This window comes from Pseudomonas sp. W5-36, from assembly GCF_046540455.1.
GTDB classification, from domain to species: Bacteria; Pseudomonadota; Gammaproteobacteria; order Pseudomonadales; family Pseudomonadaceae; genus Aquipseudomonas; species Aquipseudomonas graminis_B.
The window spans coordinates 40,312-66,818 of sequence record NZ_JAXCIQ010000010.1 but is presented as its reverse complement, the minus strand read 5'-3'; the positions used below and the strand labels follow the sequence as shown (position 1 = coordinate 66,818).

Below are 26,507 nucleotides of genomic sequence, written 5' to 3'. Positions count from 1 at the left end.
AGCACGCAGCGTGCCATCTCCAGAAATGCCACTCGCAAGCCGTCTGGCTGTGACGAACACGTCGATGCAGATGCAGGCGCGCATAAACTGACATTTTTCGTCACCTCAACGTGGTTCATTTGGCAGTCAAGCCTGACTACGCTATAAACGCTTCAATGTCCGTGTCTGGTGGCTGTAATGACTGATGTCGTGTTAACCGGTTTGGCCAAGCAGCTTGTTGTCGCTGAGCTGATCAATGAAAAACTGGCTGTGAAGGCCTACGAACAAGCACGGCGAGATAAAACTTCGCTGGTGCACCATCTCGTCGAGACCAAGCTATTAAAAAGCATCACGCTTGCTGAAGTCGCTTCCGACCAATTCGGCATCCCGTTTCTGGACCTCAGTGCCTTAGAAAGGGAAAGCCAGCCGAGAGGCCTAGTCAGTGAGAAGCTGATACGCCAGCACTGCGCGCTCCCGCTTTGGCGCCGCGGAAACAAGTTGTTCGTAGGCATCTCCGACCCAACGAATCATCAAGCCATCACTGACATCCAATTTAGTACCGGTCTCACAACAGAAGCGATACTGGTGGAGGACGACAAACTCACTCTTGCCATCGAGAAGTTCTTCGATGGCAATGCAGGAATGGGGGATTTGGCGGACGTAGATCTGGGGTTGGAAATCGAAACCGTTGACGAGTCAAAAGAATCAGCCATTGCTGGCCAAGACGCTGATGACGCTCCAGTCGTTCGCTTCGTCAATAAAATGCTCATGGACGCCATCCGGCTTGGATCATCCGATCTGCATTTCGAGCCCTACGAGAAGATCTTCCGCGTCCGCCTCAGGACTGACGGAATTCTTCATGAGGTAGCGAAGCCGCCCATTCATTTGGCTGGCCGGATTGCTGCGCGCCTGAAAGTTATGGCAAGCCTGGATATTTCTGAACGTCGCAAACCGCAGGATGGCCGGATCAAGCTTCGTATTTCCAAGAACCGCGCTATCGATTTCAGGGTAAACACACTGCCCACGCTTTGGGGCGAGAAGATTGTTATGCGGATTCTTGATCCGACCAGCGCGCAGATGGGCATCGACGCATTAGGGTATGAGCCCGACCAGAAAGAACTCTATCTTCAGGCGCTACGCCAACCGCAAGGCATGATTTTGGTCACCGGCCCAACGGGGTCGGGTAAGACCGTGTCCCTATACACGGGCCTGAATATCCTCAACACAGTCGATATCAATATTTCAACTGCTGAGGATCCGGTAGAGATTAACTTAGAAGGTATAAACCAAGTTAATGTAAACCCACGCCAGGGAATGGACTTTTCCCAAGCCCTACGGGCATTCCTACGCCAAGATCCAGATGTAATCATGGTCGGCGAAATTCGAGACCTCGAGACGGCAGAGATCGCGATCAAAGCTTCGCAAACCGGGCACATGGTACTTTCCACCCTTCACACTAACAGTGCTGCAGAGACACTTACTCGTCTCCATCACATGGGCGTTGCGGCTTTTAACATAGCAACAGCTATAAACTTGATCATTGCTCAGCGTCTTGCTCGAAAGTTATGCTCGCATTGCAAGAAAGAAACAGACCTTCCCCGCGACGTATTGATAGCAGAAGGTTTCCCTGCGCAAGAAATTGGCTTATTTAAGCTTTACGCCCCGGTAGGGTGCGATCACTGCAATGCGGGTTACAAAGGGCGGGTAGGGATCTACGAGGTGGTAAAAAGCACTCCCGAGTTGGAGCGCATAATCATGGAGGAGGGTAACTCAATTGAAATCTCCGCTCAGATGCGTAAGGATGGGTTCAATGACCTCCGAACATCCGGCCTGATAAAGGCCATGCAAGGCGTGACCAGCCTCGAAGAAATCAACCGCGTGACCAAGGATTAAGAATGGCTACCAAACCACTTAAAATCAGCGCTTACGCATGGGAGGGGGTCGATAAAAAAGGAACCAAACAAAGGGGTGAAATCAACGGGCACAATATCGCACTTGTTAAAGCACAACTTCGAAAACAAGGTATAAATCCAACTAAAGTACGAAAGAAGTCAGTTTCGTTTTTTGGCTCGGGAAAAAAGATAAAGCCACTGGACATTGCTTTCTTCAGCCGGCAAATGGCCACAATGATGAAAGCTGGAGTGCCGCTTTTGCAATCTTTTGACATCATCATAGAAGGCTCTGAGAATCCGCGAATGCGGAAACTCCTTGATGATATTAAACAAGAGATTGCAGCAGGCCACAGCTTCGCCACCGCGTTGCGGCAAAAGCCGGAATATTTTGATGATCTGTTTTGCAATCTCGTAGACGCAGGTGAGCAAGCTGGCGCCCTTGAAGCTCTTCTCGACAGGGTAGCAACTTATAAAGAGAAAACTGAATCACTAAAAGCAAAAATAAAAAAAGCTATGACCTACCCCATCGCAGTAGTGATTGTCGCTTTTATCGTGACGGGCATTCTCCTTATAAAAGTTGTTCCGCAGTTTAAGTCAGTTTTTGAAGGCTTCGGAGCACAATTGCCTGCGTTCACTCAAATGGTGGTTGGCCTGTCAGAGTTTGTTCAGGACTACTGGTACATGATCCTGATCGCATCAACAGCTATTTTCATCGCATTCAGAAAGGCATACAAAAGCTCAAGCAAGTTCAGAGACCGAATAGACAAGATACTTTTGAAGCTCCCGATCATCGGTCCACTGCTCTACAAATCAGCCGTAGCTCGCTACGCCCGAACTCTCTCAACAACTTTCGCCGCTGGTGTCCCTTTAGTTGAGGCTTTGGACTCCGTCGCAGGTGCAACAGGCAACATTGTATTTAGAAATGCAGTTCAAAAAGTTAAACAAGACGTATCAACGGGCATGCAACTAAACTTTTCAATGCGCAGCACAGGCGTATTCCCAATGTTAGCAGTACAAATGACCGCCATTGGCGAAGAGTCTGGCGCGCTGGACTCTATGCTCGATAAGGTGGCTACCTACTACGAAGACGAAGTCGACAACATGGTCGACAGTCTGACAAGCCTAATGGAGCCCATGATCATGGCCTTCCTCGGTGTCATTGTCGGCGGGCTCGTCATTGCTATGTACCTTCCAATATTCCAACTCGGCAGTGTCGTCTAACCATGCCCCTCCTCGACCTCCTGGCCAGCTCCACGCTGGCCTTTGTTTTATGCGCACTCGTCTTGGGCCTGCTCGTCGGAAGTTTCCTCAACGTCGTCGTCTACCGCCTGCCGAAAATGATGCTCCGCGACTGGAAAGCCCAGTCCCGGGAAATCCTCGACCTCCCCGCCGAGCCCCCAACAGAAACCTTCAACCTCATCCTCCCCCACTCCCGCTGCCCGCACTGTTCTCACAAAATCCGCGCTTGGGAGAACATTCCGGTCATGAGCTACCAGTTCCTCGGCGGCAAGTGCTCCCAGTGCAAAGCCCCCATCAGCAAGCGCTACCCGCTGGCTGAATTAGCGTGCGGCCTACTCTCAGCCTTCATCGCCTGGCATTTCGGTTTCGGCTGGCAGGCAGGTGCGATGCTGGTGCTGACGTGGGGCCTGCTATCGATGAGCCTGATCGACGCCGACCACCAGCTTCTGCCGGACGCAATCGTGCTGCCACTGTTGTGGCTGGGCCTGATCGTCAACGCCTTCGGCCTGTTCACCTCGCTGACCGACGCACTGTGGGGCGCGGTCGCCGGGTATCTGGTGTTGTGGTGTGTGTTCTGGCTGTTCAAGCTGATCACCGGCAAGGAAGGCATGGGTTACGGCGACTTCAAGTTGCTGGCGATGCTCGGCGCATGGGGCGGGTGGCAGATTCTGCCGCTGACGATTCTGCTGTCGTCGATTGTCGGTGCGGTGTTGGGCCTGATTCTGCTGCGCTTGCGCAATGTCGAAACCAGCACGCCGATCCCCTTCGGTCCTTATCTGGCGCTCGCAGGGTGGATCGCTTTGCTCTGGGGTGATCAAATAACGACTTCGTATCTGCAGATCGCCGGTTTCAGATGACTTCTCCTGCGTCAAAACCCTGGATTCTGGGCCTCACCGGTGGCATCGGCAGCGGCAAGAGTGCGGCGGCTCAGTGCTTCGTGGATCTGGGCGTGCACTTGGTGGACGCCGATCACGCTGCACGCTGGGTCGTCGAACCCGGGCGCCCTGCCCTGGCGCAGATTGCCGAGCACTTCGGCCCAAGCGTGTTGCAGGCCGATGGCACGCTGAATCGCTCGGCGTTGCGCGAGCTGATTTTCAAGGATCCCCAGCAGCGGCTCTGGCTCGAAAGCCTGCTGCATCCGCTGATCCGCGAGGAAATCCGTCAGTACCTGGCGCGCGCTGAATCGGCTTACGCGATTCTGGTGTCGCCGTTGTTGCTGGAGACTTCTCAGCACCAGATGGTTCAGCGGGTGTTGGTCATTGATGTGCCGGAATCGGTGCAAATCCAGCGCACAGTGTTGCGCGATAAGACCAACGAGGAACAGGTGCGGGCGATTCTCAAAGCGCAGGCCAGTCGCGAGGAGCGCTTGAGCCGGGCCGACGATGTAATCGTCAATGACCGTGACCCGGCCTGGCTGAAAAGCGAGGTGGAGCGTCTGCATCACTTTTATTTAACTTTGCGTGGAGGCCAATGATGAGCCAACCAATGACCGTCGATTGCCCAACCTGCGGAGCGCCCGTGGAATGGACGCCGGAGAGTAAATTTCGGCCGTTCTGTTCGGACCGGTGCAAGCTGATCGACCTGGGCGCCTGGGCGTCGGAAGAACATGCGATTCCGGTGGCGCCGGATGCTGAAGACGAGCTGTTTTCGGGTGACTTCGACCCTCGTCAGCATTGATCAAACTTGGCAGCCACACAGAACGGACAACGCCAGTGCTGCCACATCTCCCAAGAGCTGAGAGCATCCCGTCAACAAAAGCGAGCGGCGAGCGGGATGACGTTTTGTGTGAGCGTGCCTGCTCGCGAAGAGGCCGGTACATCCGCTGGATATCCAGCAGTTCCAATGCCGTCTTCGTGAGCAAGCACACTCCCACAATGGGCTAGCGGCAATTTCTTGAGCCGATAAGCACCGCCCCGCCCAACTTTATCTCCGCTCCAGTATTTCTTATCCCCTCAGCAGCGTTAAGCTTGGCGCCATGGATGACTCTGATTATCTGCGTCTTTTGACGAGCCAGGCCGAGCAAGCCAATGCGTTTCTGTCCAATGCGCGCAAGTGGGAGCGCGAACGTTGGGTGTGCGAGCGGTTGCTGCAGGGCCTGAATATTCCCCATCGTACTGACGACTTCCTGCCTGCCGGGCAAGAGCCGCCGGACGTACTGTTTCGCGACGCGTGTTTTGAAGTGTTCTTTGTTCTGGATGAAGGCCGTCGGCTCAACGATGAGTGGCGTGAAGAACTGCAACGTCGACGCAGCGCGTTTTCCCTCAGCCAACTGGTGCGGCGCGAAGCCAAACCCAAGCGCATTCCCGCTGCCGAGCTGCTCCGACGCCTGGCACCCACGCTGCGCAAAAAGGCCCACAACTACAAAGAGCGTGGGCTGGATGTGGGCGAGCTGGACATCATTGCCTTCGCTAGCCTCAAGCGCGAGGTCCTCGACCTGAACAGCCACTTTCCGCCGCCCACCGAGTATTTGCGTCAGGGCTGGCGGTCACTCTCGCTGGTCGGGCCGACCTTCGCCCGGGTATTGTTCGCCCATCCGGATGCCCCGGATTTCCTGCGGACCAATCTGGGCCGCAGCGTGGTGTTTGATGTAGGAATCAGTTTATGAGCCCGTTGCAGGAATTGATCGCCGATGTACCCCAGCGCGGGCGTGTGCGCTGGATTGGTGTGCGCCCGGAATCCCGGGGCGAGATGGTTGAGCTGGACGCCGTGGAAGCCCGTCGCGAAGCAGGCCTGACGGGCGATCATGCCCGCCCCGGCCCGCGCAACGCTCGACAGGTGACGCTGATCCAGTGGGAACACTTTGCAGTGGTCAGTTCGCTGATGGGGCGGCCCGAGGACAATCCGGTGTTGCCCCAGGATTTGCGACGCAACATCGTGATCAGCGGCATCAACCTGTTCAGCCTGAAGAACCGACGCTTCCGCATCGGTCAGGCGATCTTCGAAACCACCGGTTGGTGCCAGCCCTGCGCGCGCCTTGAGCAACGCCTCGGCCACGGCATCTTTCAGGCCGTTCGCGGCCATGGCGGAATCACCGCGCGGGTGATACAAAGCGGCATCGTGCGTCTGGACGACGTGTTGTGTATCGAGCCGATCGAACCGAGCGTCCATGACTTTAACGCAGCCAACAGCGCCGCCTCCTGATCCGGGTCAATGTTGATAAAGCGCCTCAAATGATCAGCGGCCTGAAACCTGCCGACCCAGCGCGTGTCGAAGCGTACATTCGAGCCCCCACCCCAAGTCGAGCGCTGGCCTTTTTGGCTTCGGCTGCTCCTTGTGGTGGTGCTCGGACCGGGCCCGTTGACCCGTTTGCCGAGCGATCTGACGCTATGAGCTGCCTTGCGCTCGCGCGGATTTCGCTGACACAGAATTCCTTAAGCCTTATGAGATACCCCCATGACCCATCGTATTGTGATTGTCGGCGGAGGCGCTGGCGGTCTGGAACTGGCTACCCGTCTGGGTAAAACCCTCGGCAAGAAAGGCAAGGCCAGCGTCACGCTGGTGGACGCCAATCTGACCCACATCTGGAAACCACTGCTGCACGAAGTGGCCGCCGGTTCGCTCAACTCTTATGAGGACGAACTGAACTACGTGGCGCAAGCCAAGTGGAACCATTTTCAGTTTCAGATGGGCCGCATGACCGGGCTGGACCGCGAGAACAAGCAGATCCACCTGGCCGAGACCCTCGACGAAAACGGCAGTGCGCTGGTCCCGGCGCGCAGCCTGGATTACGACTCGCTGGTCATTTCCGTGGGCAGCACGACCAATGATTTCGGCACCAAAGGCGCGGCTGAGCACTGCCTTTTCCTCGACACGCGCAAGCAGGCCGAGCGCTTCCATCAGCAATTGCTGAATCGCTATTTGCAGGCCCACGCCAGCCAGAACGATGCGGCCGAAGAAATCAACGTCGCCATCGTCGGTGCCGGCGCGACCGGTGTCGAGCTGGCTGCAGAGCTGCACAACGCTGCGCATGAACTGGCGGCCTACGGGCTCGGCCAGATCAAGCCGGAAAACCTGCGTATCACGGTGATCGAGGCAGGGCCGCGCGTTCTGCCTGCGCTGCCGGAGCGTATTGGCGGCCCGGTACACAAGACGCTGGAGAAACTCGGCGTGACGGTGCTGACCAATTCGGCGGTCAGCGAGGTGACGGCTGACAGCCTGGTGACTGCGACCGGTCAGGTGATTCCTGCAACGCTGAAGGTCTGGGCGGCGGGCATCCGCGCTCCGGCGTTTCTGGAGGGCATTGCCGGTCTTGAGACCAACCGCATCAATCAGCTGCAGGTGCGTCCGACGCTACAGACCACCCGCGACGACAGTATCTTCGCCTTCGGCGACTGCGCGGCCTGCCCGCAAAAAGGCACCGACCGCAATGTCCCGCCCCGTGCGCAAGCGGCGCATCAACAGGCGTCGTTGCTGGTGAAATCGCTGAAGCTGCGCATCGAGGGCGGCACACTGCCCGAGTATCGCTATCAGGACTACGGCTCGCTGATCTCGCTGTCGAAGTTCTCGGCAGTCGGTAATCTGATGGGGAATCTGACCGGCAGTGTCATGCTCGAAGGCTGGCTAGCGCGGATGTTCTACGTTTCGCTGTACCGCATGCACCAGATGGCACTCTACGGCATGTTCCGCACGTTGATGCTCATGCTGGGCAGCCGAATCGGCCGCGGCACCGAGCCACGGATGAAGCTGCACTAAGAATCAGCCCTGCAGGTCCGCCGCGCCAATGCGGCGGGCCTCACCTCTCCCCGTTCCGCCCAACCGCCCTCGCAACTCGTCTGCCACGAGCGCACGCCTGCGCTAAGGCATCACCTGCCCTTTGCCCAGATGCTTGGCCTTGTACATCCAGCGGTCGGCTTCGCGCATGAGTTCGTCAGGGGCCTTGCCCGAGCCGGGTTCGTACATAGAAAAGCCGATGCTGGCGTTGCAGCGAATGACATCGCCTTTGATTGTAAAGGGCTGTGCAATCGCGACTAGGAGTTTCTGAGCCACTTCGCGGGCCTCCTCCACACCCGGCGTGATGCCTTCCAGGATCACGATGAATTCATCACCGGCCAGCCGCACCAGGCTGTCAGTCCTGCGAATGCAGCTCTGCAAACGTGTGGAAACAGCGCGCAGCAGATCATCCCCGGCATCGTGCCCGTAACTGTCGTTGATGACTTTGAACCCATCCAGATCGATGAACATCAACGCCAGCTGCAACCTGGAGCGGTCGGCACGGGCCTGAGCGATCGGCAACAGCGAGTCCAGCGCGCGGCGATTGTGCAGCCCGGTCAGGGCGTCATGTCGGGCTTCCTGCTCAAGCTCTTTGCGCGCTTGAATGTTCTGAATGATGGAGATGAAATATTCCAGCTCTCCGGCTTCGGACAGCTTCTTCGTGACGCTCAGATTGACCCAGACCGAGCTGCCGTTTTTGCGCAGGTAGCGCTTCTCCATCTGGTAGCTGTTGATTTGGCCGACACTCAACTGATGCAGCATCTCAAGATCACTGTCCAGATCGTCGGGGTGAGTGATGTCCTGAAACGTCAGGTGCTTGAGCTCATCGGGTGCGTAGCCAAGGACGTCGCACAGCGCGGCGTTGACGCTGATCCAGCCACCATCCGGCGCAACCAGCGCAATGCCCACCGAGGCCAGCTCGAACATCGAGCGATAGCCTGCCTCGCTGGCCTGAAACATTGCTTCGGAGCGGTTCTTCTGAATCCGCGTCAGCATCAGGTTTTCCCGCAGCTGCATTTCGCGGCTGACGATCTCGGCCAGGTCGTGGAGGATGGACAGCTCGTCTGGGGTAAGGATTCTGGGCCGTGCGTCAATGGCGCAAAGCGTGCCCACAGCGAAGCCCTGGCTGGTGCGTATGGGTACGCCGGCATAAAAGCGGACATGGGGATCGCCGGTGACCAGTTGGCTGTTGCAGAACCGCGCGTCCTCGATGGCATCGGGCACCACAAGCTCGGTGGCCTCAAGGATGGCGTGCGCACAGAAAGCGAGCTCCCGCGGCAACTCGACAGCCTCAAGCCCCACTCGGGACTTGAACCACTGGCGGTCCTGATCCACCAGCGATATCAGGGCAATAGGCACGTTCAGCACTTGCGCCACCAGACGAGTGATCCGGTCCAGCGCGACCTCGGGTGGGGTGTCGAGTACTTCGAGAAGATGCAGCGCTTCAAGTCGCTGTTGCTCGAATGAAGGAGTTGGCGACTTCATAACACGGCCGATCCTGAAAAGACTGCCTGAAGTCTATACCCGGCCTCATGAATCCGCACCGGAGCGACGTGTAAATAACTGACCTGGCCGTGGCAATTGATCACGCTATCAAAGAAGGAATTCTGTCACGCCTTGTCATAAAAACGTGCTGTTTGCTGTGATCCCATCAACGCATCTCACCCCGATGTCGCTCGATTACAGGAAGTCATCCATGTCGCAGCTCTCCCGACTGATGCTGGCCGCAGGCCTTGGCATCGCGCTCAATCTATCCATGGCCGCCACGGCAGCCGCAGCGTCCGAGGTCACCGGCGCCGGCTCCACGTTTATTTATCCGGTGCTGTACAAGTGGGCGACTGACTACAACCAGAAGACCCAGATCAAGGTTAACTACCAATATATCGGCTCTGGCGCAGGCATTGCGCTGATCAAGGAAGGCGCCGTGGATTTCGGTGCGACCGACCGGCCGATGAGCTCGGCAGACCTGCAATCCTTCGGGCTGCAGCAGTTTCCCTCGGTGATCGGCGGCATCGTACCGGTCATCAACATCGCTTCGATAAAACCCGGCACCCTGAAATTCACAGGCCCAGTGCTGGCCGACATCTACCTGGGGAAGATCAGCAAATGGAATGACCCGGCCCTCGCAGCCCTGAACCCGGGCGTGAAACTGCCTGACGCGAAAATCAGCGTCGTGTATCGCTCGGATGATTCCGGCACCACATTTAACTGGGTCAGCTATCTGGCGAAGGTCAGCCCGCAATGGAAGAGTCAGCTCGGGGCAGGCGCATCGGTGCACTGGCCGGTAGGCATGGGCAGCAAGGGCAGCGAGGGCGTGGCGACGTACGTGAAACAGGTGCCGAACTCGATCGGCTACGTCGAGTACGCCTACGTCAAACAGCAGAAGTTGAATTATGGGCTGTTGCAGAACGCTGCCGGCACGTTCGTGACGCCGAGCACCGAAAGCTTTCAGGCGGCAGCCGCGACGGCAGACTGGAAAAACGCGAAGGATTTTGACCTGTCGATGCTCGACGCGCCGGGGGAAAACGCTTACCCGATCACCGCCGCGACGTTCATCGTGATGTACAGGCAACCCAAGGACGCTGATCGTCAGAAGACCGTCCAGGATTTCTTTCGCTGGACGCTGGAGAGCGGGCAGGAACACGCACGCTCGCTGGACTTCGCGCCGATCCCGGATGACCTGAAGAATCAGATCGAGGCGTACTGGGCTAATCCGCCCAAGGCTCAGTGAAGGCCAGAAACGAAAAAAGCGTCCCGAAGGACGCTTTTTTGTAGCTTCAGCGCGAGTGGCGTTGAAGCGGTATTTTCTGCCCGAATACTGCTTAGGCGAAAATGGTCGGGGTAAGGGGATTCGAACTCCTGACATCCTGCTCCCAAAGCAGGCGCGCTACCGGACTGCGCTATACCCCGGTGAAACATGAAAACACCCTAAGGCGTTTCCAGAGCGGGTGACGCGAATGGCGTCACTCCCTAAGATCCAACCCGATGAAGCCAGGTCAAAAATGGTGGGTCGTGTGGGATTCGAACCTACGACCAATTGGTTAAAAGCCAACTGCTCTACCAACTGAGCTAACGACCCAAATAATGGTCGGGGTAAGGGGATTCGAACTCCTGACATCCTGCTCCCAAAGCAGGCGCGCTACCGGACTGCGCTATACCCCGACGGTACTACCTCTTGAAATTGGCTCCGTGACCAGGACTCGAACCTGGGACCCAATGATTAACAGTCATTTGCTCTACCGACTGAGCTATCACGGAACGATCTTTTCAAATCTATCAATTTCAGATGCAGCGTTTGACGCGCTTCAACACAACAAATTCAGTAATTTCGCACCAAACGAATCTGGCGTTTACCTCACTGAACCTACCGCATTTTCAGCCTCTTCGACCTGTCTGCATCGCTGCGTTCACGTCTCTGAGGCGCGCTATTCTACATTTCCAGAAACACCTGTCAACCCTCTAAATTGCTTTCAAGACAATGATTTGCGAATTTTTTGCGGATCGCCCTCAACCTCGCGAAAATCCTGCGCTCGGCGAATAAATCACCCCGCATAAAAAAGGGCCCCCACCAGGAGAGCCCTCTGCGCCTCTATATAGAAGTGCGAATCAGCCAAAGACGATCTCGTCGTCCTGCACCGTGCCTCTGATGCTGGTACCAGGCATGAAGCCACCCGACAGAATCAACTGAGCCAGCGGGTTTTCGATCCAGCGCTGGATGGCCCGCTTGAGCGGCCGCGCGCCATACACAGGGTCGTAGCCGACAGCGATCAGCTTGTCCATCGCCTCGCTGGACAGCTCCAGTCCCAGATCGCGCTCCGCCAGACGCTTGCGCAGTCGGCCGAGTTGGATCTCGGTGATGCCTGCGATCTGATCGCGGGCCAGCGGTTCGAAGATCACCACTTCGTCCACCCGATTGATGAACTCCGGACGGAAGTGCGTGGTGAGCGCATCCATGACCGCCGCGCGCTGCCCTTCCCGATCACCCACCAGCTCCTGGATGCGAGCCGAGCCGAGGTTGGAGGTCATGACGATCACGGTATTACGGAAATCCACCGTACGCCCGTGACTGTCGGTCAGACGCCCGTCTTCGAGCACTTGCAGCAGGACGTTGAAGACGTCCGGGTGCGCTTTCTCGACTTCGTCCAGCAGGATGACCGAGTAAGGCTTGCGGCGTACCGCTTCGGTCAGATAACCGCCCTCTTCGTACCCGACATAGCCAGGTGGCGCGCCGATCAGACGAGCCACGGAATGTTTCTCCATGAACTCAGACATGTCGATGCGCACCATGGCCTCTTCGGTGTCGAACAGGAACTCCGCCAGCGCCTTGCACAGCTCGGTCTTACCCACACCGGTTGGGCCAAGGAACATAAACGAGCCGCTCGGACGATTCGGGTCCGACAACCCGGCACGCGACCGGCGCACCGCGTTGGCCACGGCGACGACCGCTTCGTTCTGGCCGATTACCCGCTGGTGCAGCAGCTCTTCCATCTTCAGCAGCTTGTCACGCTCGCCTTCGAGCATCTTCGAAACCGGAATGCCGGTCCACTTGGACACGACTTCGGCAATCTCTTCCTCGGTCACCTTGCTGCGCAGCAGCTGGTTTTCCGGCTTGCCGTGCTGGTCGACCATCTGCAGGCTGCGTTCCAGATCGGGGATGACCCCGTACTGCAATTCGGCCATGCGGTTGAGGTCGCCCTTACGCCGCGCCGCTTCCAGTTCCTGGCGGGACTGCTCAATCTTCTGCTGGATCTGTGCAGAACCGGTCACTTCCGCTTTTTCGGAGGTCCAGATTTCTTCGAGGTCGGCGTATTCCCGCTCAAGGCGCTGAATCTCTTCCTGGAGTTTTTCCAGGCGCTTGATCGCGGCCTCGTCATCTTCCTTCTTCAGCGCCTGCGCTTCCACCTTCAGCTGGATCAGGCGACGTTCAAGACGGTCGAGCACTTCCGGCTTGGAGTCGATCTCCATGCGGATGCGGCTGGCGGCTTCGTCGATCAGGTCGATGGCTTTGTCCGGCAGTTGCCGGTCGGTGATGTAGCGGTGGCTGAGCTTGGCGGCCGCAATGATTGCGCCGTCAGTGATCGCCACCTTGTGGTGAACCTCATAGCGCTCTTTGAGGCCGCGCAAGATGGCGATGGTGTCTTCTTCGCTCGGCTCATCCACCAGCACTTTCTGGAAGCGACGCTCGAGGGCAGCGTCCTTCTCTATATATTGGCGGTACTCGTTGAGCGTCGTGGCGCCCACGCAATGCAACTCACCCCGGGCCAGCGCCGGCTTGAGCATGTTGCCGGCATCCATCGAGCCTTCGGCCTTGCCGGCACCGACCATGGTGTGCAGCTCGTCGATGAACAGAATGATCTGACCTTCCTGCTTCGACAGTTCGTTGAGCAGGCCTTTCAGGCGCTCTTCGAATTCGCCACGGAACTTGGCACCCGCGATCAGTGCGCCCATGTCCAGCGACAGCAGACGCTTGCCTCGCAGTCCGTCCGGCACTTCGCCGTTGATGATGCGCTGGGCAAGGCCCTCGGCGATGGCGGTTTTACCCACGCCAGGCTCACCGATCAGCACAGGGTTGTTCTTGGTCCGACGCTGCAGTACCTGGATGGTCCGACGGATCTCGTCGTCGCGGCCAATCACCGGGTCGAGCTTGCCTTCCTCGGCGCGCTTGGTCAGGTCGACGGTGTACTTGTCCAGCGCCTGACGGGATTCCTCGGCGTTCGGGTCGTTGACAGCATCGCCGCCCCGCAGGTTGCTGATGGCGTTTTCCAGGGCTTTCTTGCTGACGCCCTGGCCGAGCAGCAGCTTGCCGAGTTTGCTGTTCTCGTCCATCGCGGCGAGCAACACCAGCTCGCTGGAGATGAACTGATCGCCCTTCTGCTGAGCCAGACGATCGGCCTGGTTCAACAGGCGCGCCAGATCCTGCGACATGTTCACGTCGCCAGTCGGGTTCTGGATCTTCGGCAGTTGGTCGAGCTCTTTGGTCAGCGCGGTGCGCAGGCTGTTGATATCGAAGCCCACTTGCAGCAGCAAAGGCTTGATCGAACCGCCCTGCTGCTCAAGCAGCGCCTGCATCAGGTGCGCGGGTTCGATAGCCGGATGGTCCAGGCCCACCGCCAGTGATTGAGAATCTGAGAGAGCGAGTTGTAATTTGCTGGTTAAACGGTCAATACGCATTCTTCACCTTCCTATATGGGCAGGCCGGAGTAATGAACACACCTAATAAAGAAAACCTGCCAGATGGTTCTTTAGATGCGGTCGATTAGGCAGGATTCAAGCGCGCACTGGTTGACATGGGTCAACATTAGCTTGAAGGAGAGGATTCGGGAGGAAAGAGTGGAGCGGCGGAGGCTAACGGGCTTCGACCCAGACAAGCGAAGCGAAGCGTCCAGTGCGTGCGCCACGGCGATAAGAAAAGAAGCGCTCATCGTTATAGGTCGAAAAACCGCCGCCGTAGACCGCTGTGACACCGTGGGCAGCGAGACGCAGACGCGCCAACTGATAGATGTCGGCCATGAATTTGCCGGCGTTGGCGCCCGGCACGAACGCATCGGCCGTCTCGGGGTGCATGGCTATAAAGGCTTCACGCACTTCGGGACCGACTTCGAATGCCTGCGGCCCGATGGCAGGGCCAAGCCAGACGAGGATCTCGGATGACGCATCGGCAAAACTGTCCACAGTCGCCTCAAGCACACCTGCCGCCAGACCGCGCCAACCTGCATGGGCAGCGGCGACCTGAGTACCGGCTTTGTTGCAGAACAGCGCCGGCAGGCAATCAGCCGTCATGATGGTGCAGGCAACGCCCGGGGTTCGGCTCCAGCTGGCATCAGCCTGAAGTACATCTGCCGGTGCAGCCTCGACGACGTCAATACCATGAACCTGCTTCAGCCATGCAGGCTGAACGTGCAGGCGAGTGGTCAGCGCCGAACGGTTATGTGCAACGGCTGCCGGATCGTCATCAACGTGATCGCCGAGATTGAAGCTGTCGAACGGCGCCACACTGACACCGCCCGAACGCGTCGTGACGCACGCTTTGACACCCGCAGGCGCAGGCCAGTCGGGAAACAGCCAGTCCGTCACGCGCTCAGTCATCCGATGAACGCTTCGCGGTCTTGCTTGAGCAGGGTCAGCAGCCAGACAAAGTCGTCCGGCAGCGGCGATTCCCAGCTCATGCGCTTACCGGTCGTCGGATGATCCAGTTCAAGGAAACGCGCATGCAGCGCCTGACGCGGGAAGTGTTTCAGCGATTCGACCATGGTGACACTGGCTGCAGGCGGAATCCGGAAACGACCGCCGTAGGCAGGATCGCCGACCAGCGGGAAGTTGATGTGGGCCATGTGCACGCGGATCTGGTGGGTACGCCCGGTTTCCAGCTTCACCCGCACGTGGGTGTGCGAACGGAAACGCTCCAGAACCCGGTAATGGCTGACCGCAGGCTTGCCGCCTTCCATGACCGCCATGCGCTGACGCTGCTGGCCATGACGACCGATGGGTGCGTTGATCTTGCCACCCGAGGTCACCACGCCGATGACGATGCACTCATAGATGCGGCTGACGCTGCGATTCTGCAGCTGGGTGACCAGTTGCGTCTGCGCCTGGATGGTCTTGGCGACCACCATCAGACCGGTGGTGTCCTTGTCCAGGCGGTGCACGATGCCGGCACGCGGAACATTGATGATGTCCGGCACGTGATGCAGCAAAGCGTTGAGCAGGGTGCCGTCGGCATGACCTGCTGCCGGATGCACCACCAGACCGGACGGCTTGTTGATCACCAGGATCTGGTCGTCTTCGTAGACGATATCGAGCTCGATGTCCTGCGCGATCCACTCGCCCTGGGCTTCCTGCTCGGCTTTGAGGAGCAGAACGGCGCCGCCATGCACGATGTCACGCGGGCGCAAAGCGCCGCCATCCACAGTCAGGCGGCCGTCTTTGATCCAGGCGGAAAGGCGCGAGCGCGAGTGCTCTGCGAATAGTTGGGCGGCGACTTGGTCGAGGCGTTGACCGCCCAATTCGGACGGCACCTCTGCGCGGAGTTCTATGATCTCAGACATGCTCAAACTAGGAGGTGGCACTGGCCTTTGGTTTCGGCTGTGCGCTTGTGGTTAAATACGGCGTCTTTTGTCCCGGGGGTTCCACGGGGCGCCCATCATAACAGGACGGTCCTGCGCAAGACAGCAGGCCGTTATAGGGACGCAAGCCGCCATGCAAGTGAAACACCTGCTGCTGATAGCCATCCTCGGACTTACTGTTGCCTGTTCTTCGAAGAAAGAAGTCATCGACGAAAACCTCAGTGAAGTCGAGCTGTACCAGCAGGCGCAGGCCGATCTGGACAACAACAGCTATAACAGCGCCACCGAGAAGCTCAAGGCGCTGGAGTCGCGTTATCCGTTCGGTCGCTATGCTGACCAGGCGCAACTCGAGCTGATCTACGCCAACTACAAGAATGGCGAGCCCGAGGCTGCCAAGTCGGCGGCCGAGCGTTTCATTCGTCTGCACCCGCAACATCCGAACGTCGACTACGCCTATTACCTCAAGGGCCTGACCTCGTTCGACCAGGACGTCGGCATCATTGCCCGCTTCCTGCCGCTGGATCAGACCAAGCGTGACCCGGGCGCTGCTCGCGATTCGTATAACGAGTTCGCCCAGCTGACCAGCCGCTACCCGAACAGCCGCTACGCCCCTGACGCCAAGCAGCGCATGATTTACCTGCGCAACCTGCTGGCGGCCTACGAGATTCACGTTGCCGACTACTACCTGACCCGTCAGGCCTACGTCGCAGCGGCCAACCGCGGTCGTTACGTTGTCGAAAACTTCCAGGAAACCCCATCGGTCGGTGACGGCCTGGCGGTCATGGTCGAGGCTTATCAGCGTCTGCACCTGGACGACCTGGCTGAAACCAGCCTGGAAGTCCTGAAAACCAACTATCCGGATCACCCGCAGCTGGTAGATGGCAAGTTCGAAGCGCGCACGGCAGAAGCCGACAACCGCTCCTGGCTGTCCAAGGCGACCCTGGGTCTGATTGAAAGCCGTCCGCCGCTGCCGCCAGGACAAACCCGCGCCAACCAGGACGTGATCAAGCAGTATCAGGACGCCAAGGAAGCCATCCCTGCCGAACTCTTGCCTGAGAACCAGTCGGCTGACGAAGAGAAGAAAAACGATGACGACGACGGCACGCCGAAAAGCCGCTCGATCTTCAGCTACATGACCTTTGGCCTGTTCGACTGATTCAGTCCCTGCCAAACGTCAGCTAAAAGAGGCCCTTCGGGGCCTTTTTTCATGCCCGACCACTTTCCGACAGCATCCGGCGATGGAGATGACTGTGCGCCCGACATCCGCTTGGCTACACTGCGCGCTCTTCACTTCATAAGCTGACAGACATGATTCGCTTGATTATGTGGCTCGCCCTGATTGTGGCGGTCGTCTGGTTTTTCAAACGCCTGGTCAACGGCCCTGCACCACGCCAGAAGCCCGCAACGCCGGAGCTCGACGCAGCGCCCATGGTGCGTTGCGCGCAATGTGGCGTGCATGTCCCCCGCGATCGCGCGCTGAGCCAAAACCAGCAATGGTATTGCACCGAAGCGCACCGTTTGCAGGGCCCCGCTGCACGTGACCGCTGACAGCCTGTCGCTGGCGACGCCTCAGGCCCAACGCATCCTGCGGCTGTATCACCTGTACCGTCTGAGCATCGGCGTGCTGCTGGTGCTGCTGATCTCCAGCAGCCTGGATGCCGAACTGCTGGAGCTGGCCGACATCGAGCTGTTCCGCATCGGCTGTTGGCTGTATCTGGTCTTCAACATCCTTGTCGTGGTGCTGCTCGAACGCCCGAGCCGCCAGGGGCAACTGTTCTCCCTCGCCATGGCCGACACGCTGATGCTGGCGGCGCTGTTCTACGCCGGGGGCGGTGCACCGAGCGGCATTGGCAACCTGATCATCGCCTCGGTGGCAATCAGCAATGTGCTCCTGCGCAAGCGAACCGGCCTGCTGATTGCCGCGCTGTCAGCCATCGGCATCATCTATCTGACCTTCTACATCAGCTATCACAAGCCCTCTGCCGCCAATCATTTCGTGCAGGCCGGCTCGCTGGGCGCCCTGTGTTTTGCGGCGGCACTGCTGGTTCAGGCCCTGTCACGCCGCTTGCAGCTCAGTGAAGACATCGCCGAACGTCGCGCCGCTGACGTCGACAACCTTGAAGAACTCAACGCGCTGATCCTGCAGCGCATGCGCACCGGCATTCTGGTGCTCGACGAGGACCACAAAGTACTGCTCGCCAACCAGAGCGCGCTGAATTTACTGGGCCACGAGCGCTTGCTGGGGGAAATCATCGATGTTTACTCGCCCCAGCTGGTCGAGCGCCTGGGTCAGTGGATAACCAATCCGTCAATGGCCCCGCGCAGCATCACCACCTCGGCCATTGGCCCGGTGCTGCGTCCGGGGTTCATCGCCCTGGCGCGCGGCAGTCATCGCCACACGTTGGTATTTCTCGATGACCTGTCGCAGATTTCCCAACAGGCCCAGCAGCTCAAACTGGCCGCGCTGGGCAGACTGACCGCCGGTATTGCCCACGAGATCCGCAACCCGCTGGGCGCCATCAGTCATGCCGCGCAACTGCTGCTGGAATCGGAGGAACTGACCGCGGCGGACCGGCGTCTCAATCAGATCATTCACGATCAATCGCGGCGGATGAATCTGGTGATCGAGAACGTTCTGCAGCTGTCTCGTCGACGTCAGACCGAACCCCATCTGCTCGATCTCAAGCAATGGCTGGAGGCGTTCGTCGTTAACCTTCGGGATGAGCTGACGGCGGGTCAAAGCGTGCATCTGGACATCGGCGCAGGCGTGCTCAGTACGCAGATGGATGCCGAACAATTGCAGCAGGTGATGAGCAATCTGGTGCAAAACGGTTTGCGCTACAGCGGCCAGCTCCACGAACACGCGCAAGTTTGGCTAAGGTTGTTTCAAGCCCCGTTCAGCGAACTGCCTACACTGGAGGTTCTCGACGACGGGCCAGGCGTTGCCGAAGAGCATCTGGCGAAAATCTTCGAGCCCTTCTTCACCACCGAAAGCAAAGGAACCGGCCTGGGCCTGTATCTCTCGCGCGAGTTGTGCGAAAGCAATCAGGCGAGCCTCAATTACATTCCACGGGAAGGCGGCGGAAGCTGCATGCGAATGACCTTCGCCCATCCGTTCAAGCTGAGCTGAACATGAGCCAACGGCAAAAGATCCTGATCGTCGACGATGAGCCGGACATTCGCGAGCTGCTGGAAATCACGCTCGGTCGGATGAAACTGGACACCCGCAGCGCGCGCAACGTCAAGGAAGCCCAGGAGTGGCTGGCCCGCGAGCCGTTCGACCTGTGCCTGACCGACATGCGCTTGCCCGATGGCAACGGCCTGGAGTTGGTGCAACACATTCAGAAACGCCACAGCCAGGTACCGGTGGCGATGATCACCGCCCATGGCAGCCTCGACACGGCGATCCATGCACTGAAAGCCGGCGCGTTCGATTTCCTGACCAAGCCGGTCGACCTGACACGCTTGCGTGAGTTGGTGTCCAGCGCCTTGCGCCTGCGCACCGCGCCTGCCGAAGAAAACCGCATTGACCATCGCCTGCTGGGCAGCTCCCCGCCGATGCAGGCGCTGCGCAAGCAGATCGCCAAACTGGCGCGCAGCCAGGCGCCGATCTACATCAGCGGCGAATCGGGCAGCGGCAAAGAACTGGTCGCCCGGCTTATTCATGAGCAAGGCCCGCGCGCCGAGCAGCCGTTTGTGCCGGTCAATTGTGGCGCGATCCCTTCAGAGCTGATGGAAAGCGAATTCTTCGGACATCGCAAAGGCAGCTTCACCGGCGCCCATGAAGACAAGCACGGGCTGTTTCAGGTCGCCCACGGCGGCACCCTGTTTCTCGATGAAGTGGCTGACCTGCCGCTGGCGATGCAGGTGAAACTGCTCCGCGCGATCCAGGAAAAGTCCGTTCGCGCCATCGGCGGTCAGCAGGAGCAAGTGGTGGATGTTCGCGTGCTGTGCGCGACCCACAAGGACCTTAATCAGGAAGTGGCTGCCGGGCGCTTTCGGCAGGATTTGTATTACCGGCTGAACGTCATCGAGCTGCGCGTACCGCCGTTGCGCGAACGCCGCGAGGACATCGAAGAGATCGCCAACAGCGTGCTGCGCCGCCTGACTGAATCTGCCGGCGAGCCTGTCACCCTCCTCCCGCCCAACGCGCTGGCGGCGCTCAAGGGCTACCGCTTCCCCGGCAACGTGCGCGAGCTGGAAAACATGCTTGAGCGGGCATACACGCTGTGCGAAGACGATCAGATCGACACCGCCGACCTGCGCCTGGCCGAGCCGTCACGCCCCGCCGAGGAGGACGGCCCGAGCCTGGCCAACATCGATAACCTGGAAGACTATCTGGAAAGCATCGAGCGCAAGCTCATCCTGCAGGCGCTGGAGGAAACCCGCTGGAATCGCACGGCTGCGGCGCAGCGCCTGAATTTGACGTTCAGGTCGATGCGTTATCGGTTGAAGAAGTTGGGGTTGGAGTGATGGATTACGCCGCGCTGGACAGGTCCCAAAAAGGGACCTATCGTTCCCTTTTTGGGACTTATCTAGACAGATCCCTATGAACATCGGCGACGCGCTCTTCACCACGACTCAGCAACGAGTGCTGGGCCTGCTCTTCGGCAATCCGGAGCGGAGCTTCTATACCAACGAAATCAGTCGCTGGGTCCAGGTCGGCAAAGGCAGCACAACTCGTGAGCTGGAGAAATTGCACTCAGCAGGTTTGCTGACCGCAACCCGGCAGGGCAACCAAATCCATTATCAGGCGAATCCTGAAAGCCCGGTGTACCCCGAACTGGTTGGCCTTGTGCGCAAAACATTCGGCATCGCCGATCACCTCCGAGTGGAGTTGCTGCCTTTCGCAGACCAGATTCAGCGAGCGTTTATCTACGGCTCGGTTGCGAAAGGGACCGCCAACACATCCAGCGACATAGATCTGATGCTGATCGGTGAAGGCGTCAGCTACAGCGAAGTGATGGAGCGTATGATCCGGCTCGAAGAGATGCTGGGCAGGCCCATCAACCCAACGCTCTACACGCCGTCGGACTGGAAAGCGAAGCTCGCCACCGGCAACAGCTTCGTGACCCGAGTGGCAGAGCAGGAAAAGATCGACATCATCGGAAGCGATTAGGGAGAACCCACGGAATGGGCAACGAGCCTTTGGCGAACTTGGTAGGTACCGGCGGATTGAAAGCCGAGCCTGCTGACAAGAACGAATATCGGACTGGTCCGCTCGGCCCTTGATAGGCTGTTGGACGCTCATAATTCCGCTCTTTCATACGCCAGCCGTTTTGATCTGGCCTATAACGCTGCACACGCAATGGCGCTGTCGGCACTGCGCCTGAAAGGATACCGGTCGGACCGCCGCTATCTCGTGTTTCAGTGCCTTCCACACACGCTGAATCTGGATAAAGTGCGGGTACGGCTCTTTGCGCTTTGCCACGAGCGCAGAAACCTCGCTGAGTACGAAGGCTACATGGATATCGATGACGCGTTGCTCGCGGAGCTACTCACGAGTACCGAAGCTCTTCGAGGCCTACTGGCGTCGGAGATGGCCGCTCATGGTTTCAGTCTCCCCTCTGGCGCATAAGGCGCCTCATCTATAATCGGCTTTTCCCCCACCAGCAAATCCGTCAGCAACTGGCACGAAGCCGGCGCCAGCACCAGGCCGTTGCGGTAGTGCCCGCAGTTCAGCCACAAGCCTTGATAATTCGGCACCGGCCCGATGAATGGAATGCCGTCAGGCGACCCCGGTCGCAACCCCGCCCAGTGCCCGACCACGTGCGCATCCGCCAGAGCCGGGATCAGTTCGATCGCCGAGGCTTTCAGGCTGTCCAGGGCATTTTCGGTGGGTGTCTTATCAAACCCTTCGTGCTCAAGTGTACTGCCGATGAGGATATGCCCGTCACGCCGAGGGATCGCGTAACGGCCCTTGGCGAGGATCATGCTCGGCAGAAAGTCGGCGGCGCACTTGTAGAGGATCATCTGCCCTTTGACCGGCTCAACGGGCAGCGCCAGCCCCAATTTGCCGAGCAGATCACCGCTCCATGCACCGGCGGCCAGCACCACGCTGTCGCCGAGCACATCGCCCCCGTCCGTCGTGACACCCAGGACGCGATCACCTTCGCGCACAAAGTCGATGACCTGGCAGTGCTCGCGAATCACCACGTTGGGCAATGCCAGTAACGCAGCCTTGAGCGACTTGACCAGACGCGGGTTGCGCACGTTAGCGACATCGGCCATGTGCACCGCACGTGAATACCCGCCGCCCATGACGGGCACGGCGTCGTAGACCGCAGAAATATCCACCGATGTCATCGGACGATTCACACGCGCTGCCCATTCGAGCGCCTCTGCTTCGTCGTCGAGATCCAGCCAGTAAAGGCCGGTCTTGTGCACTTGCGGATCGATGCCGGTCATTGCCAGCAAGCGCTCGGCGAGCTGCGGATAAAAATCCTGCGACCAGTGCGAGAGTGCCGTTACGGCGGGGCTGTAGCGCCACGGGTAAAGCGGAGACACAATGCCGCCACCGGCCCAGGAGGATTCCTGGCCGACTTCCGATCGGTCGATCAGCGTTACGCTTCGGACTTTGGAGGCGAGGTTGAAGGCGGTCAGAAGGCCGATGACGCCTCCGCCGATGATGACTATGTTTTGATTTAGCACGACGGCCACGGCCTGTTCATCTGCATGGATTCAACGGCCCCAACAGTCTTTATTCGACAGCCCGGTGGAGTTGGTGCGCGCGCCGGTATTGGTGATCTGGAAGGTGCCGCACTTGTCGCCGTTCATCATGGAGTTGGCTATGGGTGTAGCCGTCAAGGTGAAGATCGCATCGGCGGGCACCACTGCAACGGTGTACCAAGCATTCGAGGCCGTCACCGTCGCGTCTTTATAGCTACCGGTCTTGGTGAAGTAACGCTCCAATACCTGGCTCTGCTCCATCAAAATCCCAGCAATCTCGGTACGGTGAGTGCGCCTCACATATTCCGTATAACTGGGGTAGGCGATCGCCGCGAGAATACCCACAATCGCCACCACGATCATCAGTTCTATGAGGGTGAATCCCTTCGATTTACTGCCCATCATTTTTTCTTTCCTCATCTGATCTGTCGCCACATGATGCGTCGGTTTGACACCCCGCCCAAATCAGTGATGGTTTGAGGGGTACCTAAACCGCCCAAAGGAATTGCTTGATTGCCGTTCTCTTTATCAAGCGTAACGGCTGCGTTAGGCACGCCACCGCTTATCAGGATACCGCTTGAATTAGCGTCAGCGCTGTTGACCTGCCCATCACCGTTTGTATCCAGAACCGGATAGCTAAGCATCCGCCCGCTTAATGCATCAAGTTCAACGTATCTACCCGATCCAGAGCTTGAACATGGATCACCTGTGTCGACGATAGCCGTGGTAAATCGAACCCGGCCGAACGCGAGTGTCGCCGGATAGATGACACGCTCCCCCGTCGCGACGGTGTTATAGATCAACGGAAGGTAGAAGCCTTTCTTGGCTGCATAATTCACATCATTTTGGGTAGTGGTAAAAAACTGCCCAGAAGCTCCGCTTGAGACCCCATTTATAGCCTGCGCTACAAGGTCGCTTTCGCGATAGTTGGCACTCGTCCCGTCATTGTCCCAGACCGCATAAAACGCTTGAGTCGCGGTCGTGGTCTTGTCCGCGGTTTCGAGCAATTTGCCCGTGCCAAAATAAACCATCTTGCCGCCGTTCGGATTATTTCCCACGACCGGCTGAACAGTGATCGGCTGATTCGCCCCTCCTGAGGCAGTGAACAGTGGACTTCCACCCAGCCCTACTTTCCAGGTGGATGCGGTTTGCCCCGTGAAGTCAAACTTCCACATCTGACCCTTCAAATCACCGCCATAAGCGTACTGAACAACACTCTGTGCATTGACGCGTAACTTGACTGAGGACAATCCATTGTTGCCTGAGGTATCGACGGCGATCTCTCTTATCAGAGCCCCATTGCTGACATCAACGACAAAGAGTGACGCCACGCCATTGGTGCTGCCATAGCCATTAGAGATGAATGCTGCCCATCGGCCGTCTGGCAGTTGAGCCACCTCCGGTTTGGCATACGCGTAACCCATGTTGGCAAAACCTGTGCTAACGCTGCTGATGTCCCAAAGCGCTTTAACCGTATTAGAAGCACCGGCATTAAACAGCTGCAGCGCATAAAATCCCTTGCCACCGGAGCCCGTCCCCCCGATGGCTAGAGTTTTCCAGGACGAAGCAAACTGGACATCTACGATGGAAATTTGCCCATCCACCAAAAATTTGTGAGATACGCCGTTGATGTAGTTAGGGTCAGCGACGTAATGCAGGTTCGCGAGAACGGTGGATGGCATGTACCCATAAAGCCTGTTACCCGTCGACGGGTCGATCACGTTGACTAACCCATCATTGGCGTTGACCACGAGGGAGGGATTCATTGAGTTTGATTTGATATCCAAATACGTGGAATAGCTATTATCAGAGGCAGGGTCCGACGCTGGGTTGTCCGTAGGTGAGGCGTACGTCAAGGGCGAGTTGATCACATCACCGAGCAACACCGTACGTGTTTTCAATCCTGTTTTGTTCGTCCCTTTACTCCATTGCACTAAATCCAGCCCAGAAATCCCAAGCGGCAGATTGGCGTTGAGCACGGTCTGTTGGGGCAATGAAAAGCTTGGAAAGGACAACGGAATAACGGCATTGGTCAGGGAGTTCCAGGACTCGTAAGTAGCAGTAATGCCCGGAACGATTTGTTTGTCGGTGGACCAGATAGGCGATGCGGTGTTTACGGTTCCATCAGCCAAAATTGCCGAAGCCTTGATTGTGCCCCGCCAGTCAGTCGGATCGTATTGCGTCTGGAAATAAACCGATGAGCTGGACAGTGTGGATGAATTCGACGCTACACCTCCCCCGGTTCCTGCGCGGGAGGTGATGTCGTTCAGAGCCGCGGATAACGCAGCATTGAGACCCGCGCTGTCCGTCGCCTGGTAATAAGTACCCTTACCATAAGTGGCCGCGTCCGAGAGCATTGCATTGGCTGCTGTAAATCCTACTGTGTAGGTGAACATGTTCTGTTTGGTGAAATCTGCAGCGTCCCAGCTCTTGCCGGCGGCATCGGTTCCGCTCGCTCGCATATCGATGTCGTAGGCGAATTTCGCGATATCGTCCAGATAAAGGGTGTCACCCTCCCCATCGCCATTGAGGTTATCACCGTCGTTGTTCTTGCCGTCCCAGTTGGGCAAGCTTGCGCCGCCCAGCGGATCATTCGTGGGGAAGGTTCGATCGTAGGTCGGCAGACCGTCGGTAATCACGACTCCATAGTTTCGCTGACAACGGTACTGAATCGGGCTGGTGTAGGTCGAAGGCGTCGTATTGTAATAGGGCGTCATTCCGCGAAAGTAGCGGGTCACCTCGTAATAGGTTTCAGCCAATGGCGTGTTGGCGATTGCCGCAAGGCCGTTGATGGACGAGATCAGCGAGTTGTAGTTGGCATTGGCTTGCGCGGTAGTTGTAGCGGTCGTCTGGGACAGATCGCTGATCGCCCTTGCGATGTTGCCGCCAGGCCCAGCGTTTCCGCTCGTAGGGGGATTGAAGGTGGCCAGGCCAATTCGCAGATTTCGATTGCTGGCCACCAGCGCGGCAGACACCGTGCGCGCGACACTGATTCTGTAATCGTCGGGAATCGAATCATCCGTGTAGTCTTTTTTGGACAACGACGTGGCGTAAAGCAAGTAGCTGATGTAAGCAGTGGTGTACCGGGTATTCCCGTTGCCCACCGGGTCGGGGAGTTTGAGACAGACGCGCGTGCGTGTGGTGAACTTGTAGAAACCGTCATACCCATTATCGCAGCCGCCGGCACGCAGGTTTCCCACAAAAAAGTTGGTGTCCGTCATATCCATTGCAGTGACATTACTGCAGTTGAAATCCGAATTGCAGCTGTAAACTTGAACCGGATCCGCGTTGGGATCAAACCCCGAGGCCCAGATGATACTGTTCATACTCCCGGAGTCATCCACCAGCAGCATGACGTTCGGCGTCACCGACCCCACGGTTAACAAGGGAGAATCAGACGGCACAAATGCGGCGAAAGCGGTGGCCGAGCCATAAAGGCCAAGCAGTGCGCCCATCATCAGCTTGCACAGATAAAGCCTTGCCCTGCGGCACCACTCAACGTTTGGCATAAATACTTTCCACTACAGTTCGTGAGTTACCAGAGATGCCAACGCCTGTGATGCGATAAAGCGTCCACGACTTACTTTCATCCCACCCCACAGAATTGATGTTAACCGGGTCCTTGGTTGTGGCGATTTTCTGGACAGCCCACAAACCTCCCGTCATGCCTGTCGTCGCGAACCAGGTCACTCCCGAGGTACTGTTGGCACCCGGTCCCGTTACGCTTGTAGCTTCCGGAGGTGGAGCACATTTTATGCATGTCGCCAGCTTGTAATTACTGGCCTGAACTGCAGACTCCCCCATACGCGCAGCCGCCTCCGCAATCTGAAAGGACTCGTTGCGGAACTTGACGCTGCCGGACATCTTTTCCTGAAGCGTAGCGTTCTGCATTGATGAAATCCCGATCAACGTCAGCAGCAACAGAAACACCAGACTGACGATCAGCGCCATTCCG

The 26,507-nt window shown here is 58.0% G+C and carries 22 protein-coding genes, 4 tRNA genes and 1 pseudogene; 15 read left to right on the top strand and 12 right to left on the bottom strand.

Annotated elements, in window-relative coordinates; all coding sequences use genetic code 11:
• Positions 1-177: 177 nt before the first annotated feature.
• The 8 genes from pilB (at position 178) to SLW74_RS17095 (ending at position 7,802) form a co-directional block, all read left to right on the top strand.
• A complete protein-coding gene (gene pilB, locus SLW74_RS17130) occupies positions 178-1,872 on the top strand; it encodes a type IV-A pilus assembly ATPase PilB (RefSeq protein ID WP_410929593.1) in 1,695 nt (564 codons plus the stop codon).
• Positions 1,873-1,874: 2 nt separating this feature from the next.
• Positions 1,875-3,092: a type II secretion system F family protein gene (locus SLW74_RS17125; protein WP_410929592.1), complete on the top strand. Its 1,218-nt coding sequence runs from the start codon at positions 1,875-1,877 to the stop codon at positions 3,090-3,092.
• Between the two features lie 2 nt (positions 3,093-3,094).
• Entirely contained in the window at positions 3,095-3,967 is an 873-nt protein-coding gene (locus SLW74_RS17120) for a prepilin peptidase (RefSeq protein ID WP_410929591.1), read from the top strand.
• Positions 3,964-4,584 carry a dephospho-CoA kinase gene (gene coaE / locus SLW74_RS17115; protein WP_410929590.1) on the top strand — a complete coding sequence of 207 codons (621 nt, stop codon included), beginning with the start codon at positions 3,964-3,966 and terminating at the stop codon, positions 4,582-4,584. Before SLW74_RS17120 ends, coaE begins: the two co-directional genes overlap by 4 nt.
• Positions 4,584-4,787, top strand: a complete 204-nt coding sequence (gene yacG, locus SLW74_RS17110; RefSeq protein WP_062378727.1) for a DNA gyrase inhibitor YacG — start codon at positions 4,584-4,586, stop codon at positions 4,785-4,787. Before coaE ends, yacG begins: the two co-directional genes overlap by 1 nt.
• A gap of 298 nt (positions 4,788-5,085) precedes the next feature.
• Positions 5,086-5,715 carry a DUF1780 domain-containing protein gene (locus SLW74_RS17105; protein WP_065987649.1) on the top strand — a complete coding sequence of 210 codons (630 nt, stop codon included), beginning with the start codon at positions 5,086-5,088 and terminating at the stop codon, positions 5,713-5,715.
• Positions 5,712-6,251 (top strand): MOSC domain-containing protein, encoded by a 540-nt coding sequence (locus tag SLW74_RS17100; protein ID WP_410929589.1) that lies wholly within the window; start codon positions 5,712-5,714, stop codon positions 6,249-6,251. The genes SLW74_RS17105 and SLW74_RS17100 overlap by 4 nt, the downstream gene beginning before the upstream one ends.
• Before the next feature lie 252 nt (positions 6,252-6,503).
• Positions 6,504-7,802, top strand: coding sequence for an NAD(P)/FAD-dependent oxidoreductase (locus SLW74_RS17095; protein WP_410929588.1), 1,299 nt, complete (start codon positions 6,504-6,506; stop codon positions 7,800-7,802).
• A gap of 102 nt (positions 7,803-7,904) precedes the next feature.
• On the opposite strand, the gene SLW74_RS17090 is transcribed toward SLW74_RS17095, so the two are convergent.
• Complete coding sequence (locus SLW74_RS17090) at positions 7,905-9,305, bottom strand: diguanylate cyclase domain-containing protein (RefSeq protein ID WP_410929587.1); 1,401 nt, start codon at positions 9,303-9,305, stop codon at positions 7,905-7,907.
• A 211-nt stretch (positions 9,306-9,516) separates the two neighbouring features.
• On the opposite strand from SLW74_RS17090, the gene pstS reads away from it, so the two are divergent.
• Positions 9,517-10,551 carry a phosphate ABC transporter substrate-binding protein PstS gene (gene pstS, locus SLW74_RS17085; RefSeq protein ID WP_410929586.1) on the top strand — a complete coding sequence of 345 codons (1,035 nt, stop codon included), beginning with the start codon at positions 9,517-9,519 and terminating at the stop codon, positions 10,549-10,551.
• A gap of 102 nt (positions 10,552-10,653) precedes the next feature.
• On the opposite strand, the gene SLW74_RS17080 is transcribed toward pstS, so the two are convergent.
• The 7 genes from SLW74_RS17080 to rluD form a co-directional block, all read right to left on the bottom strand.
• Positions 10,654-10,730, bottom strand: a tRNA-Pro gene (locus tag SLW74_RS17080).
• 93 nt (positions 10,731-10,823) lie between these two features.
• Positions 10,824-10,899: transfer RNA gene (locus tag SLW74_RS17075), tRNA-Lys, on the bottom strand.
• Between the two features lie 6 nt (positions 10,900-10,905).
• Positions 10,906-10,982: transfer RNA gene (locus SLW74_RS17070), tRNA-Pro, on the bottom strand.
• A 20-nt stretch (positions 10,983-11,002) separates the two neighbouring features.
• Positions 11,003-11,078, bottom strand: a tRNA-Asn gene (locus SLW74_RS17065).
• A 348-nt stretch (positions 11,079-11,426) separates the two neighbouring features.
• Positions 11,427-13,991, bottom strand: coding sequence for an ATP-dependent chaperone ClpB (gene clpB / locus SLW74_RS17060; protein WP_065987654.1), 2,565 nt, complete (start codon positions 13,989-13,991; stop codon positions 11,427-11,429).
• A gap of 174 nt (positions 13,992-14,165) precedes the next feature.
• Positions 14,166-14,894 carry a peptidoglycan editing factor PgeF gene (pgeF, locus tag SLW74_RS17055; protein ID WP_410929652.1) on the bottom strand — a complete coding sequence of 243 codons (729 nt, stop codon included), beginning with the start codon at positions 14,892-14,894 and terminating at the stop codon, positions 14,166-14,168.
• An 8-nt stretch (positions 14,895-14,902) separates the two neighbouring features.
• On the bottom strand, positions 14,903-15,865 hold the full coding sequence (gene rluD, locus SLW74_RS17050) for a 23S rRNA pseudouridine(1911/1915/1917) synthase RluD (protein WP_065987655.1): 963 nt from the start codon (positions 15,863-15,865) through the stop codon (positions 14,903-14,905).
• A 151-nt stretch (positions 15,866-16,016) separates the two neighbouring features.
• Here rluD and SLW74_RS17045 point away from each other — a divergent pair, with 151 nt between their 5' ends.
• The 6 genes and pseudogenes from SLW74_RS17045 (at position 16,017) to SLW74_RS17020 (ending at position 21,461) form a co-directional block, all read left to right on the top strand.
• Positions 16,017-17,039, top strand: coding sequence for an outer membrane protein assembly factor BamD (locus SLW74_RS17045; RefSeq protein WP_065987656.1), 1,023 nt, complete (start codon positions 16,017-16,019; stop codon positions 17,037-17,039).
• A gap of 152 nt (positions 17,040-17,191) precedes the next feature.
• Positions 17,192-17,431 (top strand): PP0621 family protein, encoded by a 240-nt coding sequence (locus tag SLW74_RS17040; protein ID WP_410929585.1) that lies wholly within the window; start codon positions 17,192-17,194, stop codon positions 17,429-17,431.
• A complete protein-coding gene (locus tag SLW74_RS17035) occupies positions 17,421-19,013 on the top strand; it encodes a sensor histidine kinase (RefSeq protein ID WP_410929584.1) in 1,593 nt (530 codons plus the stop codon). The genes SLW74_RS17040 and SLW74_RS17035 overlap by 11 nt, the downstream gene beginning before the upstream one ends.
• Before the next feature lie 2 nt (positions 19,014-19,015).
• Positions 19,016-20,356 (top strand): sigma-54-dependent transcriptional regulator, encoded by a 1,341-nt coding sequence (locus tag SLW74_RS17030; protein ID WP_410929583.1) that lies wholly within the window; start codon positions 19,016-19,018, stop codon positions 20,354-20,356.
• A 76-nt stretch (positions 20,357-20,432) separates the two neighbouring features.
• Positions 20,433-21,002, top strand: coding sequence for a nucleotidyltransferase domain-containing protein (locus tag SLW74_RS17025; protein WP_410929582.1), 570 nt, complete (start codon positions 20,433-20,435; stop codon positions 21,000-21,002).
• 14 nt (positions 21,003-21,016) lie between these two features.
• A pseudogene (locus SLW74_RS17020) lies at positions 21,017-21,461 on the top strand (hypothetical protein).
• Here the strand turns inward: SLW74_RS17020 and thiO are convergent.
• From thiO to SLW74_RS17000, 4 genes are read right to left on the bottom strand one after another with little or no spacing between them, the layout of a single operon-like run.
• Positions 21,431-22,534, bottom strand: a complete 1,104-nt coding sequence (gene thiO, locus SLW74_RS17015; RefSeq protein ID WP_410929581.1) for a glycine oxidase ThiO — start codon at positions 22,532-22,534, stop codon at positions 21,431-21,433. The pseudogene SLW74_RS17020 and the gene thiO overlap by 31 nt on opposite strands.
• Positions 22,535-22,564: 30 nt before the next feature.
• The gene (locus SLW74_RS17010; RefSeq protein WP_410929651.1) at positions 22,565-22,954 is read right to left on the bottom strand and encodes a type IV pilin protein; all 390 of its coding nucleotides are present in this window, start codon (positions 22,952-22,954) and stop codon (positions 22,565-22,567) included.
• Positions 22,955-22,968: 14 nt separating this feature from the next.
• Entirely contained in the window at positions 22,969-26,061 is a 3,093-nt protein-coding gene (locus SLW74_RS17005; RefSeq protein WP_410929580.1) for a pilus assembly protein, read from the bottom strand.
• The gene (locus SLW74_RS17000; RefSeq protein ID WP_192133142.1) at positions 26,048-26,503 is read right to left on the bottom strand and encodes a PilX N-terminal domain-containing pilus assembly protein; all 456 of its coding nucleotides are present in this window, start codon (positions 26,501-26,503) and stop codon (positions 26,048-26,050) included. Before SLW74_RS17000 ends, SLW74_RS17005 begins: the two co-directional genes overlap by 14 nt.
• Positions 26,504-26,507: the final 4 nt, after the last annotated feature.